Here is a 26,103-nt window from a genome sequence, read left to right on the forward strand (position 1 = left end):
CACCATGGAAGACAAGCCAACCAACGATGTCCACATTCTGGACCAGCTGGCTTACAAACTGGAAGAGGCCAAGAAGGCTGAAGCAGAGGCCCGCCAGCTTCGTGTCGCCATCGAGGCGGACATTCTTCAAACCGTCGGCGTGAAGGAAGAGGGCAGCGCCACCATCAAGAGTGACTGGTACAAGGTCACTACCACTGGCGGCATCACCCGCACTCTGGACGCCAAGAAGTTCGAAGAGATAAAAGCCCGCCTGCCTCAGAACGTGGCTGAAAAGGTGGTTCGCACCAAGCCCGAGCTGGACGTTCGTCAGTTTAAGGCGCTGAAAGACCTGAGCCCTGAGTTGTACGCCATTATGGCGGAAGCCGTCACCAGCAAGCCCCGTAAGTCGTCTGTGAAAATTGAACGCCTGGAGGCGTCTGCATAATGGCTATCTCTCTTAACTCCATCAGCCGCGCCGCTGGCCTGAGTGCGCCACGGGTGCTGATCTACGGTGACGCAGGTACCGGCAAGACGACACTGGCCGCCGGTGCGCCTGCCCCTATATTTCTGCCTACAGAGGATGGTCTGGGTACCCTGACCGTGGACACCTTCCCCATGCTTACCAGCTGGGGCAGTGTCACCGAAGCGCTGTCTGCCCTTTACCACGAAGAGCATCAGTTCAAAACCGTGGTTCTGGACAGTGTTGACCATCTGGAGCCACTGATCTGGCAACAGGTTTGTCTGGAGCATAACAAGAACTCTATTGAAGAGTTTGGTTACGGCAAGGGCTACGTGGAAGCCCTGACCCACTGGCGAACCCTGATGCAGTGGCTTAACGCTCTGCGTAATGACAAGGGTATGTCGGTCATCCTGATCGCTCATGCTGAAATCAAGCGGTTTGAGTCGCCAGAGGTCGATAGCTACGACCGCTACCAGATCAAGCTGCATAAGCGGGCGTCTGAACTGGTTCAGGAAAGTATGGACTGTGTGCTGTTCGGGAATTACAAGACAGTTGTCCAGAAAGAGGACAAAGGTTTCGGGCAGTCTAAAAGCCGTGGCGTGTCCACTGGCCAGCGTGTTCTGTACACCGAAGCCCGCCCGGCTTTTGTAGCGAAAAACCGTTACTCACTTCCGGCTGAGATTCCCATGTCCTGGGATGCTTTTAACCAGGCATTGACTCAGTCATCCAATCAACCCCAAACCCAACCTAACCCACAACAAGGAGAATAACCATGGCAGGTTTAGGCTTTACAGCGAACGAGTACAACCCGGCTCAGGGTTTCGAACCGCTGCCCAATGGTGAATACATCGCCATGATCAGCGAAGCAGAGCTGAAGAACACCAAGGCTGGCACCGGCCAGTACATCAAGTTCGTCTGGACAGTGATGGATGGTGAGTACTCCGGTCGCAAGGTCTGGAGTAATCACAACATCGTCAACCCCAACCAGACCGCACAGAAAATCGGTCGGGAAGAGATCAGCGCCATTGCTCACGCTATTGGCCGTCCTGATGTGAACGACACTGATCACATGATCAACATCCCCTGCAAGGTGTCTGTCGTCATCAAACAGGAAACAGGCCGTGACCCTTCCAACGTCATTAAGAAGTGGGAGGCTATTTCCGGTGCGGGCTTTCCCGGTCAGCAGTCAGCAGCCCCTCAGCCAGTCCCCCAGCCTGGAACAGCTCCAGCGGGAGCGCCGCAGCCAATGGCGACAGCGACAGCGGCTCCTCAGCCCGCCACGCAAGCGCCGCCGCAACCGGTAGCGCCGCAACAGGCACCTGCCCAGGCTCTGCAGGCAGCCGCCCCTGCCGGTGCGCCACCCTGGGGACAGCGACAGTAATGGACGACGCCCCTCTGCTAGCCAGAGGGGAACCCCAATTAATGAAGGACTGCACAGACCATGAAGATCCCAGAAGCCGACAGCACCATTAGCCGCATCTACCGGCACTATGAAGCCAATGCCGACAGCGGGTTCCGTCCACACCTTGGAGCCTCTTTAATCGGTAAGCCATGCAGCCGGGCGCTTTGGTATGACTTTCACTGGTGTACGCCAGCCAGTTTTGACGGTCGTATGCTGCGACTGTTTGAAACCGGGCAGGAAGCTGAAAAACGGTTTGTGCAGAACTTCCAGGCCGCTGGCGTGAATATCTACGAAGAAGATTCACAGACCGGTCAGCAGTTTCGGGTATCGGCTTGCGATGGTCACTTTGGTGGTTCACTGGATGGCGTAGCGAATGGTTTTGTTGAAGCGCCGAAGACCTGGCACGTCGTGGAGATGAAAACCCACTCTGAAAAGTCTTTCAAAGATTTACAGAGTAAGGGCGTGGAGAAATCCAAGCCTCAGCACTTCGCCCAGATGCAGGTGTATATGCACCTTGCGCCTAACGAACCGTTGACCAGAGCCTTTTATATTGCCGTGAACAAGAACACCGACGAGTTGTACGGCGAGCGCATTAAATACGACAAAAAGAAGGCAACCGAGCTGGTCAACAAGGCCTCGGCCATTATCGCCAGTGATGCGCCACTGGAGAAGCTGAACGAAGATCCTGCCTGGTACCAGTGTAAGTTCTGCGACCATTCACCGGTTTGTCATGGTCAGCAGGCTCCGGCGGTTAATTGTCGAACCTGCCTGCACAGTACGCCAGTTGAAAACGCCGAATGGCACTGCGCCCGCTATGACTGCCTGATTCCGGTGGAGAACCAGCGGACGGGTTGCCAGTCGCACCTTTATATACCCGATCTGCTGTTCTCGTTCGCTGATGTGGTGGATTCCGGCGAGTACTGGATTAAGTACCGGCTGAAGAGTACCGGGCAGGAGTTTGTAACCGGTGAAGCCCCTGAGCAGTTGAGTTCCTGCGAAATCAAGGCGGTGGATCAGAAGGAGTTGCTGGGAGATCCAAATGTGCAGGGGCTTCGCCAGACGTTCCAGGCTGAGATTGTCGGGCAATAAAAACAAAGACAGGACAAATGTTATGAACAGAAAAGAAGACATCCTCCGTCGAACCATCAAACACATCGAATACAGTGCCCAGTCCAACGAACGTTTGTCAGTCAGTGAAAATTTGTCGAAACGGTCACGTCAGGCATTCAGAGAATATGCGGAGTGTGACCGCCAGCTGATCAGAGACCTTGAGAGCCTGATCGACCACCAGTAATAAAAACAAAGACAGGACAATAACAATGAACAAAAAGTTCCAGGGCATTATCGAGATCATCGAGGGGTACGGATTCCACTCCCTCGCCGTCAAGCCAGAAAAAAAGGGCGAGTTGATTGGCTTCTCCGTTGAAAACGGCATCTGTCTGACAATGTTCATCGATGGCCGGTTCTTTCCAGAGGTTGATTACTGGCTGCCGGTGACCGGGGTCAATAACGCAGTGGCGCACCCGGAAGAACTGAAGGATAAGTTTGCGGGTCAGGCGTTGGTGGGATTTTTGGCTGGCGGAATGGAAACCGCTGATGAAAAGGCTGCCAAATACGCATACAACTGTGCAGACGCCATGCTGGCTGAACGCAAGCGCAGGAAGGAATCATGCTAATGAATCTGCTCGCCATACTTTCAGCCTTAACCACACCCAACGGCACAAGCGGCCAGAGGGTACGCAGGCACAAGAAACAGTCACGCCCATGCCTGAACAAGTGCGGCAAGCTGCACATCCATAACAACAGTTTTTGCAGTGCTGACTGTTGCCATGAGTACCGGGCAAGAAAGAAGGAGCAGGACAATGGCCTTTGATCTGCGCTGGTATCAGTCAGAAGCCATTGCTGCCATCTATGAGTATTTCGGTAGAGCGCAGGGCAACCCGCTGGTGTGCGTCAGCACCGGCGGGGGCAAGTCGGTAATTATTGCCGACTTTGTCCGCCAGGTGGTGGAAGCCTGGCCCGACCAGCGCATTCTGGTTCTGGCTCATGTGAAAGAGATTCTGGAACAGAACTTTGACAAGATCACGGCGATCTGGCCACTGGCTCCCGCCGGTGTTTACTCCGCAGGCCTGAACCGTCGTGATACGGATTCAGCCATTCTGTTTGCCGGTATCCAGTCGGTTCATAAAAAGGCGTTTGACCTGGGAGCCTTTGATTTGGTGATCGTGGACGAGTGCCACCTGATCAACGCTGACAAAGACGACACCATGTACACCGGGTTTTTCCGTGACCTGAAGATGATGAACCCGAACGTCAAGGTTATCGGCTTCAGTGCTACACCGTACCGGATGAAGTCGGGCCTGCTGACAGAAGGCGATAACGCCCTGTTTGATGAGGTGGTGTATGAAACCGACATCCAGCGGTTGATTGATGAGAACTTCCTGTCGCCACTGGTGACTAAGGGCGGTACTGAAAAGATTGATATGTCTGGCGTTCGCACCCGTACCGGCGAGTTTGTCACCAAGGATCTGGAAGACGCTGTACACCGCAACGATGTTACTGAAAAAGCCGTTGATGAGATTTTGCGTTATGGCAGAAACCGCAAAGCCTGGTTGATCTTCTGCGTCAGTGTTGCCCATGCGGAGGAGGTGAAGGCGCTGCTGGAGTATGAAGGCATTACCACTGAATGCGTCCACGGTGGTACACCAGCCATCGAGCGCGAGCGCATTCTGAAGGACTACAAGGCGGGCAAGATTCAGGCGCTCACCAGTCAGGGCGTATTAACCACCGGCTTTGATGCGCCATTGACTGACCTGATTGCCCTTCTGCGCCCGACCAAGTCGCCCGGCCTGTACGTGCAGATCATGGGGCGGGGTCTGCGGATCAGCCCGGAGACCGGCAAAACTGACTGTCTGGTGCTGGACTACGGCGGCAATGTTGAACGACACGGCCCCATTGACCGGATCAACGTGGAGAGCGTCCGCAAGAAGCGTAAGGGTGAGAAGTGTGAAGCGCCGATGAAGGAATGTCCGGAGTGCCACACCTTTGTATTGGCGTTCACCAGTGCCTGCCCGGATTGCGGTTATGTCTGGCCACAGAAGCCCCAGCACGAAACCACCGCCAGTGATGCGGCGGTACTGGCTGACCAGGTTGAAGCAGTCTGGCACGACGTGGAAGACGTGTTCTACGACAGGCACGAAAAGAAAGGTAAGCCACCGTCGTTGAAAGTGACTTACCGCTGCGGGTTCGATTCGTACTGTGAATGGATCTGCTTCGAGCATTCCGGTTACGCCCAGAACAAGGCTCAGGTGTGGTGGTTCAAGCGGGCAGGCTTTCAGGCACCTTGCCCGCGCACTGTAGACGACGCTCTTGACCGGGTTCGGGAACAGGGGATTCCGTTTCTGGTACCCAGCCGGATACAGGTTAAGCCTGACGGAAAGTTCCAGCGCATTCTCAATTACGACCTGACAGCCGTTGTCGGTACGCCCAGCGAGTGGAACGAAGACCCTACCGCCAAGCCTAGCCAGATGGTTATCGCCCCGAAAGAGGACGAGTTTGCCGACGCACGGGCAGCCCTGGGTGATGAGGATGATGACGACTGGAACAAAACCATGGATGACCTGTGGAGTTCATCGGGTCAGGTTGTAGAAGACGACACCGTACCGTTTTAGGAGCAGGGCAATGGACATTAAGAAAATCAGACAGGCCTTACTACTGGCACAGGAATCCATCCTGATGCCGGAAGGCCATAAACCCAAACGGCAGGCAGTAATCAGGGAGTTAAGAGCCGCCATCAAGGAAACCCAAAAACAGGAGAAAGACCATGAATAACCGTCAGGCGCTCCAGAACATTGCTGAAGACCTGGTACGTATGGAAGGCATCAGCCGGTCAATCAAAAGTGGAAATCAGCAAAAGTGGGTTAGGAATACGACGCTGATTAATAAGCCAGATCATCCGCTTGAAGTAATTAACAGCGTGATTCTGACAAACCGGATCATTGCCCGCATGATGTCAACTTCACGGTAGGTGGTGAAATGGACGTTCCCGTATTTGTCAGCCAGAAAGACCTTGAGTTGATTCATATAAAGAAGCTGGCTCATTTCTTTCGGGTAAACCGGCTGACCGATGAAGACGCCGAAAAGCTGGCTGACGATCTGGACGCATTAAACAGACTGAAGGCCAGCGGGCTGGTTAGTACTGGTGAATCACTACGGTGTGAGAAACGGATATACAAGCGGTACCAGGCGCTGGTTCGGGAGTATGGGCATCAGATAAGAAAGGAGAATAAGACATGCCAGCAAAAATAAAAAACAAGCTGGAAAGAGTTGCAGAACTTTTTGCCAGCAATCCCACCATGACGATTGATGAAGCCTCTCATGTGCTGGGCATTGCGACATCAACCATAGTGCTCGTCAGAAGACAGCTAGGGCTTAGTACGCCAAGAAAAGGCAGGAAATCCATTCACCGTAAAGAAGTTTTGATGCTGGGAGATAGCGGTCTGACAGCAAAAAAAATTTCGGAAAAGACCGGAATGGAAGTTAGCTCAGTATATCGGATATTAAGGGCTGACAGCAGCAAAGAGAAACCAAAACCAGTAATCGAATCAGCGTTTCCTGAATCCAACTCGGTAAACGCATTATTGATGAGGGCGTGGTGATTAATTCAAAAGTTCGAAAATCAGGCAAGAGCCTAATAGGAGGGTTAGATGGGATCTAAGTATAACTGGAGATTTTTAAATATATGGATTGAGTTCACACCATCTGTATACGTGCGAATCAATAAAAGATTGAAAGACAACACCTGGAGAATTTTGTTTGAAAAATGGTGGTGAGTAATTCAAAAGCCCGGATCACCTGGGGCGTAGATGGCCATGGACAGCGGCATTACCTTTGTGAGTATTGCGAATTAGTCTTTGGCCCAGTCGATCCGGAAACCATTAAGCATGAATGTGATACCTCAAGGCCGAGGTATCACAATAAGGATAAAAGGCAGAAACAATGACACCAATAGATGAATTGTTAGTTCAATCTGGCGAATCAGAAAGTATCGTCGAATTGGCACTGGAGAAATACCCAGAGTTCACTCGTGAGGATTGGCTCAAGGCATTGAGGATGGCTAGAGGTGGACGCAGTGTATTAACGACGGCAAAGGTTGTTGCTGGGCATAAATCAAAAGCTGATATTGAGATCAAAAAATGAAAACACCGTTTAACCCAAGCGCCAGAGCAATCAAGCGCGTAAAGAACCCACTGCCCAAACCAGAAGCCTGTCATTGTTGCGGTGGTTCTGTTGAAGCTGTTCGCAACAGTGAAATTTATAATGGTCGTTCTTTCGGTGAATGGCCGTGGGTGTATCTCTGCCGATCCTGTGGTGCTTATGTCGGAATGCACCCGTTTACTGATATTCCGCTGGGAACATTGGCTGACAAAGAAACCAGGATAGCCAGAAAACGCAGCAAGGCACCTTTTGAGCAATTACACAGAACTGGCTTGATGAGCCGCAGTGAAGCTTACAGACGGCTGGCTTCAAAGCTGGGTATTAAAAAAGAAGAGTGCCACTTTGGTTGGTTTGATGCAGAGATGTGTGAACGGGCTGAAGAGGCGGTTAGGGAAGTGTTGTTGGAGTGTTTCTAATTCACAGGAGGTAAATAATAATGCCAAAGTATAGGAAAAAGCCTGTTATTGTAGATGCAATTCAATGGTCTGGTAGATGGGAAGATGTACCAGAGGTAAAAAAATTTACAGAAAATAATGCTGTAGAAAAGAATGATATAGATAACAAAAGATCATATTTGTTTATCAGAACATTAGAGGGCGAAATGATGTGCTCGCCTTTTGATTACATCATTCGTGGTGTGAAGGGGGAATATTACCCCTGTAAGCCAGATATTTTTGAAGCAACCTATGAACTCGCTGAGTGAACAAACAATTACTTTTTACATAAGCGAACCAAGCCCGATGGATAACGCACTGCGTTGTCCATCAGGTAATATTCAATAGATAGTGACTGTTTTAGAATCGTAAGGGTTGTTAGGAGTTTAGTTATGGAAAGCACTTACCAAATGTGGTCAACAAAGCGTATCGCGAACTTTCTGGATGCGTCTGAAAATTACACTCGTAATGTTTTAATAAAGCAGCCAGATTTCCCCAAGCCAAGATACGCCACAATTTTTTATGAAGGCAATCCACGCAAAAGTAAGCCGCGCTGGATTAGTGAAGAGATTATCGAATGGGCGAACAATGCTTATGTTAAAGAAGAAGATTACGTCAAGCCTGAAACAAAAAGGAAAGGCCGCCCACGTAAGGCGGTCACCTCCTGAGCTTGGAGCCAAACTCTCTTGCAGTCTTTCGATAATACTTCAATGTGCGGTTCATGTTAGTGTGGCCAGCCTGTCTGGCCAGCTCAAACGGTTCAAGCTTTTCAGCCAGGCGAGTCAATGCTTCATGTCTTGAATCCCTGAATTGTAAATCATCAATATCAGTTTTATTACTGGCATGGGAGAAAACAGAGCTGACCGCTATTTTGGCTGTGGCGTCACCGAACCAATAATTGCCGCCACTATCCTTTCCAAGGTTGAGAAGATCAATTGCCCTGGTACTCAGCCCAAGTGTTTTTTTACGCTTCTCTTTACATCTATGTGCAGGCAGATCAATGACTCCATTTTTTAAGTCAACCTCTTCCAACGTCAAAAACTGAGCTTCCTGTAAACGCATAGCAGTTTCTAAACATAGCGACCATAAGAGGGCAACGACTTGTCTTGTTGTCGCTGGTTTTGTTTTCCCGTCCCAGTCATCAAGAGCAAAAATCATTTCTTCAATTTCAGAATCAGCAACCCCCCGGTCTCGCTCGCCATCTTTAAGGTCGTTGAACTTTACTTTCTTGCCAAATGGGGTTTCTTTGATATATCCCCACTCGACAGCCATGGTGAATACGTGCGAGAGGAAGTTCCGTTCCCTGCGAACGGTTCCGGGCTTTACAAAATTCAGGCGGGTAGTTTTCCATTCTCCAATATGGTGCGGCTCAATGTCTGCAACAAGGGTGTCCATCAGTTCGTTCAGCGGCCAGTGTTCTGGATTGATTGCCATCTGTGCGAAGCGCTGCCGCTCACGTTTGAATGATTGGGCGCCTTCCTTTTTGGAGCTGACCTCTTTGATATAGCGCTCCATAACTTCTTTCAAAGAGACTTTGTTTCTGGAGGCTTCTGCCACTTCGCCAGCATTACTGCCAAGGTCATCAATCTCTTTCTCTCGCTTATCTGCCCAGGCTTTGGCATCTGTCCTTGTGTCGAAAGTACGACCTTCCCTGACACCTTTTTTCTGTACCCTGACAAACCAACCATGCTTCCTTTTTTCAAATGTTGCCATACATCCACCTACTGCTTTGTTGTTATTCAATGGCTTTTTTCTTTAGTGGTAAATCTAGTGGTAAATCAGTGGTAATTCAATAAGAAACTGGGGTTATACAAGAGTGCTTGGAAGTGACAAAGAGTAATATTATTTTAGACTGTATACTTTTTAACTAGCTGATTTTCATAGAATAAAGTGTTTTAAGGTGAGTATAAGTGAATAGTCGTCTTTTAGGTGAAATGGGGCGATGGTGCCGACGAGAGGACTTGAACCCCCAACCTTCGCATTACGAATGCGCTGCACTACCAATTGTGCTACGTCGGCTCTAATCGCAAACTTCAACTTATATCACAGGCACTGATTAATCCAGCGTTACCCGGTTAACTTCTTCCAGGCTGGTGACCCCTTGCAGCGCTTTCAGCAAACCGGATTGTCGGAGATTACTAAAACCTTCTTTTCTGGCCACATCCGCAATCTCCAGGGAGTTGCCTTCTGCCATAATGACCTGCTGCATGGCTGGCGTAATTTTCACCACTTCATAAATACCAACCCGGCCTTTATAGCCCTTGCTGCACTGCTCGCAGCCTTTCGGTCCATAAATAACGGCCTCTTTGGCCTGTTCTTCGGTAAAGCCTTCTTCCAGCAATGTCTCTTTGGGAATGTCGACTTCCTCTTTGCAGTTGGTGCAAAGCCGTCTTGCCAGGCGCTGGGCGATGATAAGACTGACGGAGGTGGCTATGTTGAACGACGGAACGCCCATATTCTGCAGACGGGTCAGGGTTTCCGGCGCACTGTTGGTGTGCAGCGTTGACATCACCATGTGACCCGTCTGGGCTGCTTTGATGGCGATGTTGGCGGTTTCCAGGTCCCGGATCTCACCCACCATGATGATATCAGGATCCTGTCGTAGAAATGCCCTGAGCGCCTGAGAGAAATCCATGCCCTGCTTGGGATTTACGTTGACCTGGTTAATGCCTTCAAGGTTGATTTCCACCGGGTCTTCTGAGGTAGAGATATTGCGTTCCGGGGTGTTCAGAATATTCAGGCCGGTGTAAAGCGATACGGTTTTACCTGACCCTGTAGGGCCTGTGACCAGAATCATGCCCTGTGGCTGCTCCAGGGCTTCAAGGTACATGGCTTTCTGCTCTTCTTCGTAACCCAGTGCGTCAATCCCCATTTTTGCACTGGACGGGTCCAGAATACGGAGTACGATCTTCTCCCCCCAAAGGGTTGGGAGTGTGTTGACCCGGAAATCAATCGCCTTGCTTTTCGACAGCTTCATTTTTATGCGGCCATCCTGAGGTTTGCGACGCTCAGAAATATCCATGGCCGACATAATTTTCAGCCGGGAGGCAATTCTTGGAGAGAGTGTAGCGGGTGGCCTGGCGACTTCGTGCAGAACACCATCTGTTCGAAAACGCACCCGGTAACTTTTTTCGTAAGGTTCGAAGTGCAGATCGGAAGCGCCTCCCTTAATAGCACTCAGCAGCATTTTGTTCACAAATTTTACCACCGGGGCATCGTCTTCTGCCGAACCACTGTAATCCTCGGCTGCGTCTTCGACAGCACTGACTTCCAGGTCATCAAGGTTCTCAAATTCGTCATCATCAAAGTCATTGAGCGAGTTATCACCACCCTCTATAACCCGGTCAATGAATGCTTCAATTTTGTTTTCTTCAACCAGAACAGGCTCGGCAGCAAGACCTGTGTTGAAGCGAATTTCATCAATAGCCTGATGGTCGGCTGGATTGACGACGGCAACAAACAGGCGGGTTCCGCGTTTAATTAAAGGCATTACCTTGTGCTTGCGGATGAGGTTTTCGTTAATGAGGTCTCTTGGAATATTGTCAGGATCGAAAGCGGTAAGGTCGAACACAGGAATGCCGAACTCTTCAGCGGTCACCAGTGCCAGCTGTGGGTAGGTCAGCTGTTTGTCTTCAACCAGTTGCTGAGACAGGGTTTTGCTGGACTGCTCTGCTTTAGCCTGAGCAGATCGTACCGCACCTTCATCAAGCAGCTGATTGACCACCAGGCGCGCGGCCAGACCGTTCAGGGGGGTGTCTGCCATTGTGGTTCCACTGTTATTTTAAGAGTTGTTATTTTTAAAAGCTGTTTTCGCAAACTGATAATTACTATATCAGCAGAGTTCTGGCGGGGTTAAGTAGTTTATCAGGACTTCAGGGGAACCACTTGGGGAAAACGGGGCTACCTGAAACTGAGATAGCCCATAGCACCGACGATCTTAAACGGCTTTGGCAAACACTTGTCGCAGGAAAGGAACCAGAAAAGCAAAGCGGCCAATATAAAATATCGTAAACGCCAACCAGAGCCCGTGGTTCCCCCAGTTTTCAACCGTAGCCCAAACTACAAACAGGAAGATCGCCAGTGTTGCGATACTGGAATTACGAACAGGTACTGTTGTGCCTGTGCCGGTAAAAATACCATAGAAAGTCAGGCCAAATCCGGCCACCAGGGGAAACACTGTCAACCAGGGTGACATCTCATGGTAGATGGCGATCAGGCTGGGTATCTGGGTAAATAGCAGCACCAGCTGATTCTGGAACAGGATGATAAAGGCGGTGGCTATTGCCACAAACAGCGTCGTCCATTGCACATTGAGAGAGACCACGCGTTTCAGTAATTCCGGGTCTTTTGCGCCAACCGCCTTGCCGGAAAATACGCTGGAAGCATTGGCGACACCATCAAACATATAGCTCACTATAAACGTCACCTGCATCAGGATGGCATTGGTTGCCAGAATATCCGCGCCAAGCTGGGAGCCCATCCGGGCCATAACATTAAAGAACGTCAGAATGCACACCGTACGTAATAGCAGGTCGGTGTTTGAGGAGATAATAACTTTCAGGTCCTTGCGGCTCATTCTGGCCAGTCCCAGGTAGCTGAGCAGGGAGAATGAAGTGGATTGTGCTATCAGGTACATACCAATAATAAAAGTTATTACCTGAGAGGTCAGGCTGGCAAAAGCGACACCGGCAACGCCAAAATCAAGGTAAAGTACAAAAACGGCATCCAGAATAATGTTCAGGACATTACCGAAAATCTGGGTATAAAGCGTCTCTTTAACCTTTGCCTGTCCCATCAGCCAGCCGATAAGGGTATAGTTCAGCAGAACAAAAGGCGCACCCCAGATCAGGATATCAAAATAGGTTTTGGCGCTCAGGGCAACCCCAGCCTCTGGCTCAATAATGGTCAGCGCTCCCTGCCAGATAAACGACTGTAGCAAAATAAAGATTAAGCCAGCGGAGCCCGCCAGAACAAAAGGTCGTATCAGGCTGGAAGCCTTACTTTCGTTACAGTTTTTACCCAGCGCAATGGCGCTTTGGCCTGTCGTGCTGACACGGAAAAAACCGAACAGCCAATAGAGGGTATTCATTATAACGGTGCCGATGGCGACGCCGCCAATCAGTTCGGTAACGCCCAGGCGCCCGATCACCGCTGTATCAACAGCACCCAGAAGGGGCTGGGTCACGGTCGAAATAATAAAAGGGATGGCTATTTTGAAATAGTCACGGTGTGTGAGACTCATGGATTACTCGAATGGTTCAAAAAGGGGATTTCAAGGTAGCCTGCGGCTTCCAGCAATTGTCTGGTGTAAGGGTCTGCAACCCGGTTCAGCTGGCTTATGTCATCAACCTGTTCAACAACCATACCCTCTTTGAAGAACAGCAGTCTGTCACAGAGGAAGCTGGCCACTGTAATGTCGTGGGTAATGAACAGATAAGCGACATTGCGTGTTTGTTTGAGTGTCTGTAGTAGCTCCAGTACCTGTACCTGAACAGACACGTCCAATGAGCTGACAGCTTCGTCCAGCAGGATAAACCGGGGATTGGGTGCAATGGCCCGGGCAATGCAGACACGCTGCAACTGGCCACCGCTTAACTGATGGGGGTAGCGCGTCCGTAGTTCAGCCGGCAGGCCGACTTCCGCCAGCAAAGACGTTATAAGCCTGTCACGCTCATAAGGGGACAGCGGCTCATTGAGCAGCGGCTCATTGATGATCTCTGCAATGGTCAGCCGGGGGTTGACTGAAGTATTGTAGTCCTGAAAAACGACACTCATTGCCTGATAGCGGGGCAGCTCCAACAGTTCTTCGGCGTAGCTCACCGTACCGGAATCGCACGCTTCCAGTCCAAGTACGATTTTCCCCAGCGTACTTTTGCCACTACCGGATTCTCCGACAAGACCAACGCATTCACTGTGATTGACCGAGAGTGAAACGCCTTTAAGAACCGGGGTACGGCTGCGAAACAGCCAGCTGTCATCCTTGGCGTATGACTTGGTAACATCTGTCAGTTGTATCAGCATTCACTAGCTCCCCATCACCGACTGAAAGCGGTTGATCAGTTTCATGCGCATATCAATCAGATAACGGGTATGCTCACTTTCCGGATGGCTGAAAACAGACTGTGCCGAACCGTAGTCAACCATCTGCCCGTTATTCATCACCAGCACGTCATCGGCAATATGGGAAATCAGACTCAGGTCATGGCTGACAAAGATAAACGACGTTCCAAATGTTTCCCGAACCAGTTGCAGCTCCCGGACCACTTCCCGCTGACTGATGTAGTCAATAGCCGTCGTCGGTTCATCCGCAATAATAATTTTGGGTTCGAGAACCAGGGCAAACGACACCATGATTCGCTGTAGCATCCCACCACTTAGCTCGTGGGGGTAGAGTTTCAACAGGCTTTGTGGGTCTTTAAGGTTAACCCGTGACATGGCGTTACAAATCAGCTCCAGTGCCGCTTTTTTGTCCACAGTGTGATGCTGTCGAATCGTTTCCACCGCCTGGTTACCAATGGTGAACAATGGGTTGAAGGCTGTCATCGGGCTCTGCATGATCATGGCAATATCAGAGCCCCGTAGCTGACGCCGCTCATTAGCGGGCAGTGTCAGTAGCTCTTTTTGTCTGAGTCGCACAGAGCCAGATACTGAAAAATGCTCCCCGAGCAGCCCATTGATCGCGGAGCAGGTGACACTTTTGCCACTGCCTGACTCACCGAGAATCCCCAGGCACTGATCTTCACCCAGGGAAAAGCTGATACCCTCGACCAGAGTCCTTTGCCGGTCTTGCTGTTTTAACTGAACACAAAGATTGCGTACTTCAAGCATTATTGAGTCCCTGTTTTCGGATCAAGTACATCCCGCAACGCGTCACCCAGCAAATTGCAGCATGCCACCACGGACATAATGGCCAGCCCCGGAATCATCATCTGTTCCGGATGGGAAAATAAAGCTTCCTTGGCATCACTGAGCATGGCTCCCCATTCCGGGGTCGGCGGCTGAATACCCAGCCCGAGAAAAGACAGTGTAGAGATGCTGAGGATGATCCAGCCAAGATCCAGAGTGGCAAGAATGATCACTTCGGCAGCCACGTTGGGCGCAAGGTGGCGCAGGAAAATAAAGCGTTTTGGGGTGCTTATCGCTTTGGAGTACAGAATGAAGTTTCGGTGATTGAACTGAATCACCGAGCTTCTGACCATGCGGATATACCAGGCCAGTTTAGCAATAAAGTTGGCAATAATAATGTTGCTGACACCTGGCCCCAGAATACCGACAACACTCAGGACGATAACTTCGTAGGGAAATGACAGCATGACTTCACAGGCACGCATAAGTAATGCGTCAACCCGACCCCGGAAATAGCCGGATATTATCCCAATAGCAGCGCCCACCAGTGCCGTGACCACCATTGTAATCAGTGAGTAATAGAGTGTGGCCCTGATACCAAACAGCAGTCTGGACAGAATGCATCGCCCCAGGTAATCCGTGCCAAGGGGATACTCGGCGGACAGGGGGGCCAGCATATTGATGACATCCGCCAGGTTCGGGTCATGTGGAGCCAGCCAGGGCGCAAAGGCACCGATAACACAGACCAGGGCAATGATAAACAGACACAGCACTGCGGTTTTATTACGTAACAGTCGCATAATCATTGCTGACTTCCCGCTGTTTTAAGTCGAGGGTCAACGGCAGTATGCAGCAGGTCGATAATGAGGTTGGACAGCACAAATAAGCAACCCATCGCAAGAATGTAAGCCTGAAGCACGGGGTAATCCCGGTTGAAAATCGCAGCCAGTGCCAGCCTTCCCAGTCCGGGGATCGCAAAAATATTTTCAATCACAACCGTGCCCGCAACCAGCCGAACCACACCGATACCCAGGGCGGTCATGGATGTTTGTAGTGAGTTTTTGAGCATGTGCTTGGTGACAACGCTCCATTCCGATAACCCCCGGGCTCGGGCGTAAGTGACATACTGTTCGCCCATGGATTCAAGCATGGCGTTTCGGATAAGGCGGATATAGGTCGCAATGTAAGCCATGCACAGGGTCATACCCGGCAGTATGTAATGTTGCCAGGTGGTTGCGCCACTGCTTGGAAGCCAGTTCAGTTCAAGGGAGAAACACCATATCAGGATAAAGGCCAGCCAGAAATTGGGCATGGCGGTACTGGCAAAGATGAATAGTCGAACAATGTGGTCAAACCAGTGATTTTTATAGACAGCACTGAGTATTCCAACAGGCAGGCTAATGCCAACCAGCAATAATAGCGATATACCTGCCAGCCGAAGTGTGTAGGGAAAACTTCTGGCCAGTTCTTCACTCACCATACGGTCAGTGTTGGTATAAGACACACCGAAATCCAGCTGTAAGGATGCACTCAGCCAGTCGAAGTAGCGCGCCATAAACGGTTTATCCAGCCCTAGTTGTTGGCGCATTTCAGCAATGGCCTCCTCACTCGGTGGGATGTCGTTAATCCTGAGGGCCACCTCCGCAGGGTCGGCCGGAATCAGGTTAACGATGACAAATGCGACGAACGAAACCAGAAAAAGAGTGACACATGCTGCCAGTAGTCTTTTGATAATGAATTTTGCCATTGGCTAAAATTCCCCAAAAAAAGGCAGGCGCCCGGCAATGGGCGCCTGCCAGATTCAAAAACGACCGCTTACTCTTTTACAGACATTCGCTGAAGAGGTATTTCAAACTGTGAAGGATTGAAACCTACGCCATTGACCCGACTATTGAAAATAGCCTGGTTCTGTTCGTAAGTAAGAGGGATGTAAACGGCTTCCCGGTGGAGTGTTTCCAGAATATAAGTATACAACTTCTGACGTTCAGACTCATCGACGGTTTCCAGGGCAGCAAGGATAGACTGGTCAATCTGCTTTTTCTCTTTCAGTCCCTGTTGCGCCAGCATGTCACCGTAAACAGGCGTTCGCATGGCACCCATAAACGACTGTGGATCATAGGGCGTGCCCCAGGAAATATTGAAAGAGATATCAAAGTCCGCAGCTTTGAGTCGATCCCGGTGAGCCTGCTCCTCTTCACCAATTAAATCCAGGTTGATACCCGCCTTGCCCCATTCACTTTGCAGGTACTGGGCAATCGTACGCTCAACGACCTTGTCACTATCATACGACAGTGTGATATTCAGGGGCTTGCCGTCTTTTTTCAACGTTCCATTGTCGCTTACCCAGCCAGCCTGTCTGAATAACTCCATAGCGCGGCTGGTGTCATGATCGAAGGCAGTCAGTTCTATATCCGCATAGGGAACGTTTTTGGACAGCAGTGAGTCAGCCGGTTGCTCAAGGCCGAGCATAATCCGTTCGGCAATCACGGCTTTATTTGTCAGATGGGTTAATGCCTGTCGGACTCTGGTATCCGCCAGTTGCTCACTGGTGGTGTTTAAAATCAGCATCCGTGTGGATACAGGCTTTGACAGCGCAGTGTTAAAGCGACGGTCACTCTCAAACTGCTTATAGGCCTGGGCACTGATCAGCTGAAGGCCGTATACCATGTCGATTTCCCCGCTGCGCAGAGCGAGCAGGCGAGCCTGGCTGTCAGGAATGACTTTGGCAACCAGTCGATTGATTTCAGGCTTTTCGCCCCAGTAGTTGTTGTTAACCTCAAAAACAGACTGCTGATCAACAACATTGGAGGTTAACACATAGCTGCCGGTACCAACGAGGCAGTCAAGACCGTCTTTAGTGGTTCCGTTTTTAAAACAGCCGGGTGACAGAAAGCGGAAAGGACGGGTAACGCCCAGCTCAACCAGAAACGGGTAGTAGGCATTGGGAAATTCAATGGTAACGGTGTAATCGTCGGTGGCACGAATACTCTCTTTACCGGACTTTTCCACTTCCATCATCAGACGAATAGATTCCAGCCAGCTGTGTCGGCCACTGTTGTCCAGAAGTGCGTCGAAGTTGCTTTTGACAACATGGGCGTCAAAGGGTGTGCCATCAGAGAAAGTCACATCCTTGCGCAAACGGAAAGTATAGAGCTTACCGTCCTCGGAAACGGTCCAGCTCTCTGCCAGCCAGGGTTCGGGTTGGCCGTTTTCATCTAGATGTACCAGACCTTCGAAGATCAGGTTTTGGGCAAAAAGCTCACCACTATAAAGGTGCGGGTTCAGGTCTCGGATATCGCGGTAGTTGGCGATCGTCAGTGTTTTTTCACTGTCCGCATGGCTTAACCCCGGCGTCAGTGCAGACACTGAAGACAGAAGCAAACAACCAATACCCATCATTTTTTTAAATATCATGTTGATGATACCTTAAACGTAAGATGGCATGGATTTTAAATACTAAACAAGAATAGTTCTCATTAATTTTTTGATTTAAGTCAAGGGAATGGTGTTTTTTAAATCAGGAGTCCACCTTTGGGAAGGGGGGCAATGCAATACCTTCATGAATTGTGGAAGGCTCCTATGGGCTGACAGTCAGAAAAATAAGTTTGGTGGCATCGCCTTTTCCGGCGTCATTATCGTTAACAAGAACAATCGTTTCTTTTCCGTCAATCTCAGGGCCTGTCGTAATACCTTCAATATTCATGTTTTCAAACACACTTTTTTCAGAGGCTTGCAAACTATCAAATACCAGGGTTTTGTTGACGACTCGTTTTGTCTTCATCAATTCAGGTGTTAGCCTGGCTTTCCTTGTTACATGATATTTTTTGTCTTGATTTAGGTTGGCCTTATAAATTTGTGTAATCGAGACAGGCTTTTCAGGTTCAAACTTTTTCTGAGCAACCCGACCCAGCGGAGAAAAAGTAATTCGGGTTCTTTCAACAACCAGTATTTCCCGGACATTCAAAGCAAGAACATCCGAAACGCCTGTTTTTATAGTGGCTGCTGCATTCTGGGTGTATTTATCAGGCATCCGGGCAATACCGTACAGAAGTTCTTTTTTTACAGCCGGATTGGATTGGGTGCCATCATTGATTTCATCCAGTGACAGATGAATGATTCGGCAGGGGGGAGGTATAGGAGGGGTGCCTTTGCCAGCGGGGAACGCAGTTTTCCAGGAGGCTATGTCCTGACGCAGAGGCATTTCCGTGATGGCAATGACTTCGTTGGTGTCGGGTATGAAATCGATACTTTCTATCCCCCGGTTTCTCTGCAAGCCTATATTCTCATCGGTTGCCCAGTCATAAGCACCCATAGCCAATTGAGGCAGCAGGTAACTTAAAGCTGCCCGTAGCAACGGTGTTTTGTAGTAAGAAGGAAAATAATACCGTTGCTTCAGCATTCCTGAGTTCCGGTCAACCCTCAGTAGCGAGGCTGTGACGTCAACATCAGGAATACGAAGCGCGTTGTAGACGTCCCAGAACCTATTCATTCTGAAAGATTTAACCGGGTACGTAGCACCCTGTTCAGAAGCGATCAGAAGGTCTGTACTGTCGGAAAATAAAGCAAGTCCTTCGGTATCAATATGCCCGTCCTGAATCCAGTTTTTACGACTGCTCCAATGAGACTCATCAGGGTTAACGGTTAGATGAACTTCGTTTATTAAGCCTGAGTCCAGTGCAGAGGCTTGTTCTTGAGTTGATGTATCCAGAGCATTGAGAGCAGCCTGACCTGATAGTGTATAAAAACGAGGCTTGCCCGGTTTTTCATACAGGTTGGTAATAACTCCGGTGTCATCAGATAAGATGATGAACTGGTCGGACTTATGGTCATAACGAACGGAGGATATGCCGAGAACGGGCTTGTCTTTCGTATGACCCAGTGTGACGATTCCCCTGACTGTGTACTTATTTTCAACTGGGGCGGCACTGCTTACCTGAGTCTGTAATAGAAGGAGGGGAAGAAGACAGATTATTTTTCTCATGGTCTGTAAGAGTGCACTTTTTATGATTGTGATAAGCGTAGTCGAAATTATGCGGGGTAAAATATTTTCCTGATAATATTTGCCGGGCTGTTCTCTGGATGAGCCAGATCAGCCCGCCAGCCGACAGAATCGTCATGACTATAAAAAAGACAGCGCTGGAAAGATGGTCGTCAGGGGTTTGCAGGAGGTTGATAAGCCCCTTGGCCTGAATGCCCAGCCCGATAGAAAACAGCGTTCTTGGCAGCATTCCAAAGAACCCTGCAATCAGAAAGGTATTGAACCGGATTTTTAGCGCAGGCATTAACAGGTTCATAACGGCAAAGGGCATTACGGGAGATAGTCTCACCATAATCATCAGAGGCCATTCCTGAAGGCGAAGCCCCTCAAGAAACTGTCGAACTTTTTTCTGTCGTTGAAGGCTTTTTAGAAGGCGTCCACCGTCCAGAAACTGACCGGCTTTGTAACCCAGTGCTGAAGCCAGAAGGTAGGCGGCCAGGGTAAATGCCGTGGCATTCCAGCCAAGGAAATAACCACTGACCAGGGCAATAAAGGTGCTGGGCGTCATTGCCAGTGCCATGGATATGGCACTCAGCAGATACAGCGGCAGCCATTGCAGGGTTTCCAGCCCCAGTAACCATGATTCATGGTGAAACAGCAGGGCGGCAACCAGTGAGCTGAACACCAGAGGCATGCAGCTGAGCAGGCCGAAACCCAGAAGGCTTTTTTTATTGTCTGTCAGAAAAGCACGGATTTTCATAGGGTCAGTCGTTGGGGGCAGTCACAAGCTGGTAGAGGCAGACATCATATAGTACCAGCCACCCTGACAAAACGCACAGTCTGGCATTGTGACTACCGAGCTTAAAATTTACTCTTCTCAGGACGATATGCCTTAAGAGTATTTTCAAAAGGGAACAGCAAATGGAAAGGGTTTCAGGCAGCTCCGGGAAAAGTGTCTCAAAGCCACCTGAGAACACTTCTGAACCTTCAGGCTCTTGTCACGGGCGATCTGTAACGCCAGGCAAAATCCCCGGCATTCCCAGCCACTCTGATGACGGGAACCCTGTCAAAGCCGAAGAGCCAACACAGAAGCCCTTAACTTCAAGAAAGACGTCTTGGGTTGAAACGCAAGGTAAAAGCCGCCTGGCAGCATCGGTCAAAAGAAGCCAACAAACCTCACAGGCAAGAGAAGAGTTAAAAGAACCCTTATTTTCAGTAGATGTCATTGACTGGGAGGGCTCTTTTAATAAACAGCTGGAGCAACTGGCGTCAAACATTCAAACCGCCCTGCGAAAGAACGACACAGAAGCCCAGCGGAAGAAAGAGAAAGAAAGAAAAAGAAAAGCCAAAGAATCCAGAAGGGCAGCAAAGAATAATGCTTCACCATTGATGACACTTGATAGCTCAAGCCATAAGAAAGCTGCAAAAGACCAAAAGCAAAAGCAAAAGCAGGCAGGCTCCGTCAATTACGGATTTTTTCATAGTCACCATCCAGACCGTGACCATAAAATGACCCACTCTCACCTTCTGGCGCACCTGAAAATAGTAGAAAAAATTGAAGATATCCTGCTTGAAATTTTAAAAGCTCCAGCCAGCCAGTCCAACTCCCACGCCATAAGAGCTGAAGCCTTTGAAGAAACACTCATGGAAATAGAAGAGCTTGTGGACGAGTGGAGGGAACTTCCCCCAGGGGATACAACCGTATACCCCAGAGAGGGGCTGAAAGATCTCATTGATCAATTCAGAAGTGAATCCGGCTATGCAATAGAGCGGCCGCTTGAAAATAAATCCAAAGATCAACTGGAAGATGAAGCAAAACAGATAGACTTTTTCCTGAGCCAGTGCCGACAGCTGTTTCCCATTGATGAGTCCGGTTCCCTCAATCGAGCTGACGACACTGATACCCCTGCTACCAGTTACTTCAGGGAAGTGTCTGAAAAAATCAAGGACATGCTCAGATATCAGACAGATTAAGAGGATTCAGGATCACTCTGCACCTGTCAGAGGCTTTCCGTCCACCCTCAACCCTTCCTCGCCCGTAACAGTTTATACCGCTACAATTTCGTCGTTTTACCTTTCCACGGGAGCGGCATTATTAAACCCATTGCCTTGTGCTTACTAATGGCCACTATGGTGCATGCTGTTGTTCTGCTGAGCCCTCTTTTTAACAATGCCCGGAGAGAGCAACCGGCATCACCTAGCCTGACATCCCATAATCACAGCCTCCGTTTAATGTTGAGTCACCCTCAGACCCGGAAGGCCGCCCCTGAAACACCACGACCTGTTTCAGAAACGCCAGCGCTGACCGAAACAACAATAGCGACCAGCCATGCAGATAAGCTATTGAAGCCCCGACGATCTGAAAACAAAACCCCAGCTCCCTCAGCTGAAAAGACAATAGCTGGAAAAGCATTAACTGAAGAGGCTATCGCTAAAGCAACCTTTACCAAAGAAGCCGTCAACGAATCTCCTGACACTCACAAACCAAATGCTTATTCACGCCGACAACCTGACCATAACAGTGATTTTGAGCAGTGGCTGGCAACCTTGCAGTACATGATCAACCAGAACAAAACCTACCCCTACCAGGCGCGACGCCTAAACCGTTCAGGAAACGTTGAGGTCTTGCTGGAAGTGAACCCGGATGGTTCATTGATTAAAGCAGAGATTATTCGCGGTAGAAAAGTGTTCCACAACAGCACCCTCAAAGCCGTTCGCAGTGCTTTTCCGGCAGGTCGAACCCACAAAGACAGACCTGTCACTTTGCACGTGACGGTTCACTACCAGCTCAGACAGCCCTGACACTTCAGCATTCTCTGAGATACCAGAATGAACGTTGGTACTAATGATACCTGGCTCTACCGGCTTATGAGCCCACCCCAGCGAGTCATGGTGGTTTGGGCTGGAAATTGGACTGTTGTGATTATTTGAGGTCAGGCCGGTTATAATGCTCAATTGCTTTTCTTACTCGGAGTATTTTCATGAGTGTCGCATCTCTGAAACGGTCAGGGGCGCTGGTGGCCTGCCTGATACTGGCAGGTTGTGCTTCATCAACAGCCGTTAATAACAAATCCGGTCAGCGTCTGCCGGTTATCAGCAAGGAAGGTTCTGCTTTTTATTACCAGTGTGATAAAGGGTTTGGGTTTCCGGCTCGTGGAACTGAAAATACGATTACCGTTGAGTTAAAAGACGGTTCCCACACTCTGAAGCCTAATCTGGTGGCGTCAGGTTTCCATTACAGCCTGGGTAAAATAAGTCTGCAAGGGAAAGGCGATCAGGCGTATTTTTATGATGGTTCTCAGCGTTACAAATGCCAGATTGACCGTCGCAAAAGCCTGTGGGAAGACGCCCGTTATCGGGGAGCAGATTTCATTGCCGTGGGGAACGAACCGGGCTGGAAGCTGGAGCTGAGCAGGAAGGGTGATATGTTGTACGTTGGTGATTACGGCACGGTATCGTTCAGGGTTGCGACTCCGAAACCGAGTCAAGCCAATAAAGGTCCGCTCGTTTTTGCCGCCAGAAACGCAGCGCACAGCCTTTGGTTGTCGATAGAAGATAAGCCTTGTGTTGATACCATGCAAGGTGATCGTTTTGATGTCAGTGTCAGCCTGGTTGTGGATGGAAAACCTTTGGCGGGCTGTGGAATGATCCTGAACCCACTCTATCCATAACCATTTTATAGTTATGCTGCTTTATGGCCCGGCAGGGTTTGTCCACGTATTTCCAAGCGTGAGTAACATGAGTCAAAAGAGACAGCTACTATAGGATCGTCGGTAACGGTCAGGGCAGGTTTCAAAATGACGGCCTACAAGCAATCTTATCTTAACTCCTGCGGTGCGGTTGCCTTGTTATGTGGTGCATTTGAACTGGGCATCAGAACCATTCCGCAAAACGATGATTACAGCTTCACGAGTCTGGGGCCAATGCCTCTGAAGATGGATATTGCCTGTGAAATAGCCGTGTACCAGATAATAAGTAACAACCCTTTAAGTACCAATCCCAGACTCTGGGGTTTTGGCATGCCTTCTCAGATTATCAAATGCAGCAAAATGCTTGGCCTGAATGGATTTGCCATTAGCCGCAATTCATTGACCACTTTCGGGTTAAAAGCAATGTTCAGGGAAGAATTAGCTAAACTCCGTTGCTTGCATGCATTAGTAGAGCAATCGAAGAAAACCCTGCCAAAAGGCATTTCAAACACAGCTCTTGCCATGCATCAGCGCAAGCTGAAATTATTAATCAAATACCGAAATGGTGACTTACATTATGTTATGGTTCGGCCCGATGGCACTGTGATGGATCCCTCGTGTGGCCAGAATTTCCCCAGTGAAATTAATTTCAAAAGAACTATGAATATGCACGGAACAGGACTTTCTCTAATCATCCAGAGCTGACTGGCTATTTTTCAGTGAAATCGGTGAATAGTAACAATGTCAACTGTGTGGCTTATCGAGATACTTTATAATCGGGCAGATTAATCTTTTTACTGACATAGTCTGAGTTCATGCGTCGTACCATATTTGATACCCCGGTGATCAACACCACACTGCGTCTGCTGTCTAATACCATCCTTAAACTAAGAGGCTGGAAGAAAGAGGGCCAGTTGCCAGATGTTGGCAAGTGCGTTGTGATTGCCGCTCCTCATACCAGCAACTGGGACTTTGTGTTCATGATGCTGATGGCCTTTTCTTTCCGGCTGAAAGTATTCTGGATGGGAAAAAATTCGCTGTTCAAAGGGCCGCTTGGTCCCATCATGCGCTTTCTGGGAGGCATCCCGGTTGAGCGCAGCAAACATACAGGACTGGTGCAACAGACTATCGACCAGTTTAACCAGAATGATAACCTGTTTATTGCTCTGTCCCCTGAGGGAACCCGCGGCAAAGTAACCAAGTGGAAAAGCGGCTTCTACCATGTTGCCAACGGTGCCAATGTACCTGTTGCCATGGGGTTCCTCGACTATAAAAGGAAAGTGGGGGGCTTTGGGCCGCTGTTTAAGCCCACCGGTGACTATGAGAAAGACCTGGCTGATATTCAGGCGTTTTACCGGGGTGTTTCAGGTAAAAACCCGTCCCTGTTTAAAGATGTCTTTCTGTAGCCTGTTTGTCAGTGTTTGCCACCCACCCCGCGTAAGTTGCAAACAGGCTTGAAGCCTGCATTTTCCACTTTTGAAACCATGCGGGGTCACTATTTTGCATGGCTGTTTTCTGGAAAGAGGGAATAGTAGGATGGTGGTGGAGGAGTGATAAGTGCTGGTTGATCCTGAGGGGTAGCCTCTTGCGTAATATCGCCTGATGCAGGAAGGGTATTGTTAGTAAGGGGCTGAGTAGTAACAACCGGGTCCGGCTGCCTTATGACTGTAAATTCTGTGTTGGATCCATGAAAACTGATTCTATCAATCGAGATGCGTGGCAACGTTGAAAGCCCTATGTCGATGTGACTTAAGGGAAGAGATCTATTCCGGAGATGCAGCTCTAAACGCACATTCCCATCTTCCGAATGACGGACAAATGTATCCACATCAACAGAGGAGTCTAAGAATCCGGGAATGATAATGGTTTCAGTGCCAGTTCGAGCTCCATGAATAATTTGTGTTAACCAGGACCGGGTCTCGGGAGAGTTTCTAAAAATATGGATAACCTGTGGAATGCGTGGTGTTGATGAATGAGATGCCACGGCTGTTGCTGTATTGCTGTCAGTGACCGATACATGATTTACCCTCGTATCCCCAACGCAATCACTGGGTGTTGACTGGTCAATATCATTTCTTCGTCTGGCAGACTCTTCAGAACAATGCTTGAGGCTACCGCCTATACAACAGCATAGGGTGCATGGACAACATGCAGTCCAGCCTATAACGGGATTGACTAAAAAAGAACCAAAAAAGCATGCTAAATCCTCACAAGCGTTGCCGTCGTAGCTCTCATATGAGGACATATAACAGAAACGTTCATAGGAGCAACACGGATTTGCATTAAAAAAAACATAACGGCAACAATCGCCATCAATAGCATTGGTGCAGCAAGATTCTGATGCCAGGCCGTGTGTTGTTGTGGCGGGGAACAGGGCTCTTTGACTGTTCCCGGAAAGTAACCAGATTCCTAATAAAGGGTCTATAGCATTAGTAGCCGAAGCAGTCGCAGCAGCAGGGGGGCGTCCGTTGAAGCGTATTTTTAAAACTGATGTGAAAGTTTTATAGTAATTGGGCTGACATGCGCAGCAATTACCCGATTCGGAGATTTCACGATTGCTTGATAAGTCCGTCCGGGTGCATTGAAATGAACCCTGCTGCGAAGATTCTTCATCACTGCCTGTGTTTGTCTTCAGAGTCCAGCTGAAATGAACATTGTCGTCGTTTGCATCGCTGTTGGGCGAGCTGAATAACAAAAGCAAAACGACCGGCAGAGCAGCGTATAACCAGACTATCTTCATTTCTTTTCTCGAAGTGAGCATTTTTATACAAATCTGACTCTTATCTTCACAGGCGATGAAATCTACACAAAAATCTTATAAATACAAGCTCAGTTCAGTCAGAAAAAACGGTGACAGAGGTAATGGCAGATTTAACTGTTTTCGATCTTTTGCTGCTGAATTGTGAACTTATCTACTGACTTTCGCTAAAGACGCTAAATAATGCTGGAAGCATACACATAAACCCCTGCGCACTCACGGCGGAAAACAGTACAATCATTTCGAAAAAACATGTAGAATGCTCGCCCTTTCGAGGGATAGGAATTGACATGAGTCAATGAAATCCCCGCTGTGTTTGCCCTGTGTGTATCTGGTTCTT

32 protein-coding genes and 1 tRNA gene are annotated in these 26,103 nt (G+C 49.2%); 21 read left to right on the forward strand and 12 right to left on the reverse strand.

Going from position 1 to position 26,103, the window contains the following annotated elements; all coding sequences use genetic code 11:
• Window positions 1-4 precede the first annotated feature (4 nt).
• The 16 genes from NX720_RS15380 to NX720_RS15455 all read left to right on the forward strand — a co-directional run bounded on the left by NX720_RS15380 (window position 5) and on the right by NX720_RS15455 (window position 8,160).
• Window positions 5-424, forward strand: coding sequence for a DUF7173 family protein (locus NX720_RS15380; RefSeq protein ID WP_262595684.1), 420 nt, complete (start codon window positions 5-7; stop codon window positions 422-424).
• Entirely contained in the window at window positions 424-1,209 is a 786-nt protein-coding gene (locus tag NX720_RS15385) for an ATP-binding protein (protein WP_262595685.1), read from the forward strand. The genes NX720_RS15380 and NX720_RS15385 overlap by 1 nt, the downstream gene beginning before the upstream one ends.
• A gap of 2 nt (window positions 1,210-1,211) precedes the next feature.
• Window positions 1,212-1,820: a DUF669 domain-containing protein gene (locus NX720_RS15390; protein ID WP_262595687.1), complete on the forward strand. Its 609-nt coding sequence runs from the start codon at window positions 1,212-1,214 to the stop codon at window positions 1,818-1,820.
• A gap of 60 nt (window positions 1,821-1,880) precedes the next feature.
• Window positions 1,881-2,930 carry a PD-(D/E)XK nuclease family protein gene (locus NX720_RS15395; protein WP_262595688.1) on the forward strand — a complete coding sequence of 350 codons (1,050 nt, stop codon included), beginning with the start codon at window positions 1,881-1,883 and terminating at the stop codon, window positions 2,928-2,930.
• A gap of 22 nt (window positions 2,931-2,952) precedes the next feature.
• Window positions 2,953-3,135 (forward strand): hypothetical protein, encoded by a 183-nt coding sequence (locus NX720_RS15400; RefSeq protein ID WP_262595689.1) that lies wholly within the window; start codon window positions 2,953-2,955, stop codon window positions 3,133-3,135.
• 25 nt (window positions 3,136-3,160) lie between these two features.
• Window positions 3,161-3,517, forward strand: a complete 357-nt coding sequence (locus NX720_RS15405; protein WP_262595690.1) for a hypothetical protein — start codon at window positions 3,161-3,163, stop codon at window positions 3,515-3,517.
• Window positions 3,511-3,714, forward strand: a complete 204-nt coding sequence (locus tag NX720_RS15410; protein ID WP_262595691.1) for a hypothetical protein — start codon at window positions 3,511-3,513, stop codon at window positions 3,712-3,714. The genes NX720_RS15405 and NX720_RS15410 overlap by 7 nt, the downstream gene beginning before the upstream one ends.
• Complete coding sequence (locus NX720_RS15415; RefSeq protein WP_262595692.1) at window positions 3,704-5,512, forward strand: DEAD/DEAH box helicase; 1,809 nt, start codon at window positions 3,704-3,706, stop codon at window positions 5,510-5,512. The genes NX720_RS15410 and NX720_RS15415 overlap by 11 nt, the downstream gene beginning before the upstream one ends.
• A gap of 10 nt (window positions 5,513-5,522) precedes the next feature.
• On the forward strand, window positions 5,523-5,672 hold the full coding sequence (locus NX720_RS15420) for a hypothetical protein (RefSeq protein WP_262595693.1): 150 nt from the start codon (window positions 5,523-5,525) through the stop codon (window positions 5,670-5,672).
• Window positions 5,665-5,868: a hypothetical protein gene (locus NX720_RS15425; protein WP_262595694.1), complete on the forward strand. Its 204-nt coding sequence runs from the start codon at window positions 5,665-5,667 to the stop codon at window positions 5,866-5,868. Before NX720_RS15420 ends, NX720_RS15425 begins: the two co-directional genes overlap by 8 nt.
• A gap of 8 nt (window positions 5,869-5,876) precedes the next feature.
• Complete coding sequence (locus tag NX720_RS15430; protein ID WP_262595695.1) at window positions 5,877-6,149, forward strand: hypothetical protein; 273 nt, start codon at window positions 5,877-5,879, stop codon at window positions 6,147-6,149.
• A complete protein-coding gene (locus NX720_RS15435; RefSeq protein WP_262595696.1) occupies window positions 6,134-6,499 on the forward strand; it encodes a hypothetical protein in 366 nt (121 codons plus the stop codon). The genes NX720_RS15430 and NX720_RS15435 overlap by 16 nt, the downstream gene beginning before the upstream one ends.
• Before the next feature lie 340 nt (window positions 6,500-6,839).
• Window positions 6,840-7,040 (forward strand): hypothetical protein, encoded by a 201-nt coding sequence (locus NX720_RS15440; protein ID WP_262595697.1) that lies wholly within the window; start codon window positions 6,840-6,842, stop codon window positions 7,038-7,040.
• Window positions 7,037-7,474, forward strand: coding sequence for a DUF3268 family zinc-finger domain-containing protein (locus NX720_RS15445; RefSeq protein WP_262595698.1), 438 nt, complete (start codon window positions 7,037-7,039; stop codon window positions 7,472-7,474). Before NX720_RS15440 ends, NX720_RS15445 begins: the two co-directional genes overlap by 4 nt.
• A 20-nt stretch (window positions 7,475-7,494) precedes the next feature.
• Complete coding sequence (locus tag NX720_RS15450) at window positions 7,495-7,761, forward strand: hypothetical protein (protein WP_262595699.1); 267 nt, start codon at window positions 7,495-7,497, stop codon at window positions 7,759-7,761.
• Between the two features lie 123 nt (window positions 7,762-7,884).
• Window positions 7,885-8,160 (forward strand): hypothetical protein, encoded by a 276-nt coding sequence (locus tag NX720_RS15455; RefSeq protein ID WP_262595700.1) that lies wholly within the window; start codon window positions 7,885-7,887, stop codon window positions 8,158-8,160.
• Here NX720_RS15455 and NX720_RS15460 read toward each other — a convergent pair.
• The 11 genes from NX720_RS15460 to NX720_RS15510 form a co-directional block, all read right to left on the reverse strand.
• Window positions 8,150-9,205 (reverse strand): tyrosine-type recombinase/integrase, encoded by a 1,056-nt coding sequence (locus NX720_RS15460; RefSeq protein WP_262595701.1) that lies wholly within the window; start codon window positions 9,203-9,205, stop codon window positions 8,150-8,152. The genes NX720_RS15455 and NX720_RS15460 overlap by 11 nt on opposite strands.
• A 230-nt stretch (window positions 9,206-9,435) precedes the next feature.
• Window positions 9,436-9,511: transfer RNA gene (locus NX720_RS15465), tRNA-Thr, on the reverse strand.
• Between the two features lie 37 nt (window positions 9,512-9,548).
• On the reverse strand, window positions 9,549-11,255 hold the full coding sequence (gene pilB, locus NX720_RS15470) for a type IV-A pilus assembly ATPase PilB (RefSeq protein WP_262595702.1): 1,707 nt from the start codon (window positions 11,253-11,255) through the stop codon (window positions 9,549-9,551).
• A gap of 174 nt (window positions 11,256-11,429) precedes the next feature.
• Window positions 11,430-12,734 carry an MATE family efflux transporter gene (locus NX720_RS15475; protein ID WP_262595703.1) on the reverse strand — a complete coding sequence of 435 codons (1,305 nt, stop codon included), beginning with the start codon at window positions 12,732-12,734 and terminating at the stop codon, window positions 11,430-11,432.
• On the reverse strand, window positions 12,731-13,513 hold the full coding sequence (locus NX720_RS15480; RefSeq protein ID WP_262595704.1) for an ABC transporter ATP-binding protein: 783 nt from the start codon (window positions 13,511-13,513) through the stop codon (window positions 12,731-12,733). Before NX720_RS15480 ends, NX720_RS15475 begins: the two co-directional genes overlap by 4 nt.
• Before the next feature lie 3 nt (window positions 13,514-13,516).
• On the reverse strand, window positions 13,517-14,320 hold the full coding sequence (locus NX720_RS15485) for an ABC transporter ATP-binding protein (RefSeq protein ID WP_262595705.1): 804 nt from the start codon (window positions 14,318-14,320) through the stop codon (window positions 13,517-13,519).
• The gene (opp1C, locus tag NX720_RS15490) at window positions 14,320-15,144 is read right to left on the reverse strand and encodes a nickel/cobalt ABC transporter permease (RefSeq protein WP_262595706.1); all 825 of its coding nucleotides are present in this window, start codon (window positions 15,142-15,144) and stop codon (window positions 14,320-14,322) included. The genes NX720_RS15485 and opp1C overlap by 1 nt, the downstream gene beginning before the upstream one ends.
• The gene (gene opp1B, locus NX720_RS15495; RefSeq protein ID WP_262595707.1) at window positions 15,141-16,085 is read right to left on the reverse strand and encodes a nickel/cobalt ABC transporter permease; all 945 of its coding nucleotides are present in this window, start codon (window positions 16,083-16,085) and stop codon (window positions 15,141-15,143) included. Before opp1B ends, opp1C begins: the two co-directional genes overlap by 4 nt.
• A gap of 68 nt (window positions 16,086-16,153) precedes the next feature.
• Window positions 16,154-17,752 (reverse strand): nickel ABC transporter substrate-binding protein, encoded by a 1,599-nt coding sequence (gene nikA / locus NX720_RS15500; RefSeq protein ID WP_262595708.1) that lies wholly within the window; start codon window positions 17,750-17,752, stop codon window positions 16,154-16,156.
• Window positions 17,753-17,915: 163 nt separating this feature from the next.
• Complete coding sequence (locus NX720_RS15505; RefSeq protein WP_262595709.1) at window positions 17,916-19,319, reverse strand: esterase-like activity of phytase family protein; 1,404 nt, start codon at window positions 19,317-19,319, stop codon at window positions 17,916-17,918.
• Window positions 19,249-20,076, reverse strand: coding sequence for a TVP38/TMEM64 family protein (locus tag NX720_RS15510; protein WP_262595710.1), 828 nt, complete (start codon window positions 20,074-20,076; stop codon window positions 19,249-19,251). The genes NX720_RS15505 and NX720_RS15510 overlap by 71 nt, the downstream gene beginning before the upstream one ends.
• A 161-nt stretch (window positions 20,077-20,237) precedes the next feature.
• On the opposite strand from NX720_RS15510, the gene NX720_RS15515 reads away from it, so the two are divergent.
• The 5 genes from NX720_RS15515 to NX720_RS15535 all read left to right on the forward strand — a co-directional run bounded on the left by NX720_RS15515 (window position 20,238) and on the right by NX720_RS15535 (window position 24,411).
• Complete coding sequence (locus tag NX720_RS15515) at window positions 20,238-21,290, forward strand: hypothetical protein (protein ID WP_262595711.1); 1,053 nt, start codon at window positions 20,238-20,240, stop codon at window positions 21,288-21,290.
• A 258-nt stretch (window positions 21,291-21,548) separates the two neighbouring features.
• Window positions 21,549-22,118: an energy transducer TonB gene (locus tag NX720_RS15520; RefSeq protein ID WP_262595712.1), complete on the forward strand. Its 570-nt coding sequence runs from the start codon at window positions 21,549-21,551 to the stop codon at window positions 22,116-22,118.
• A gap of 179 nt (window positions 22,119-22,297) precedes the next feature.
• Window positions 22,298-22,987, forward strand: coding sequence for an MliC family protein (locus NX720_RS15525; protein WP_262595713.1), 690 nt, complete (start codon window positions 22,298-22,300; stop codon window positions 22,985-22,987).
• Between the two features lie 126 nt (window positions 22,988-23,113).
• On the forward strand, window positions 23,114-23,710 hold the full coding sequence (locus tag NX720_RS15530) for a hypothetical protein (protein ID WP_262595714.1): 597 nt from the start codon (window positions 23,114-23,116) through the stop codon (window positions 23,708-23,710).
• Window positions 23,711-23,820: 110 nt separating this feature from the next.
• Window positions 23,821-24,411 (forward strand): lysophospholipid acyltransferase family protein, encoded by a 591-nt coding sequence (locus NX720_RS15535; protein WP_262595715.1) that lies wholly within the window; start codon window positions 23,821-23,823, stop codon window positions 24,409-24,411.
• 89 nt (window positions 24,412-24,500) lie between these two features.
• On the opposite strand, the gene NX720_RS15540 is transcribed toward NX720_RS15535, so the two are convergent.
• The gene (locus tag NX720_RS15540; RefSeq protein ID WP_262595716.1) at window positions 24,501-25,745 is read right to left on the reverse strand and encodes a hypothetical protein; all 1,245 of its coding nucleotides are present in this window, start codon (window positions 25,743-25,745) and stop codon (window positions 24,501-24,503) included.
• Window positions 25,746-26,103 lie beyond the last annotated feature (358 nt).

It is taken from the genome of Endozoicomonas euniceicola, assembly GCF_025562755.1.
In the GTDB taxonomy this organism is placed as follows: Bacteria; Pseudomonadota; Gammaproteobacteria; order Pseudomonadales; family Endozoicomonadaceae; genus Endozoicomonas_A; species Endozoicomonas_A euniceicola.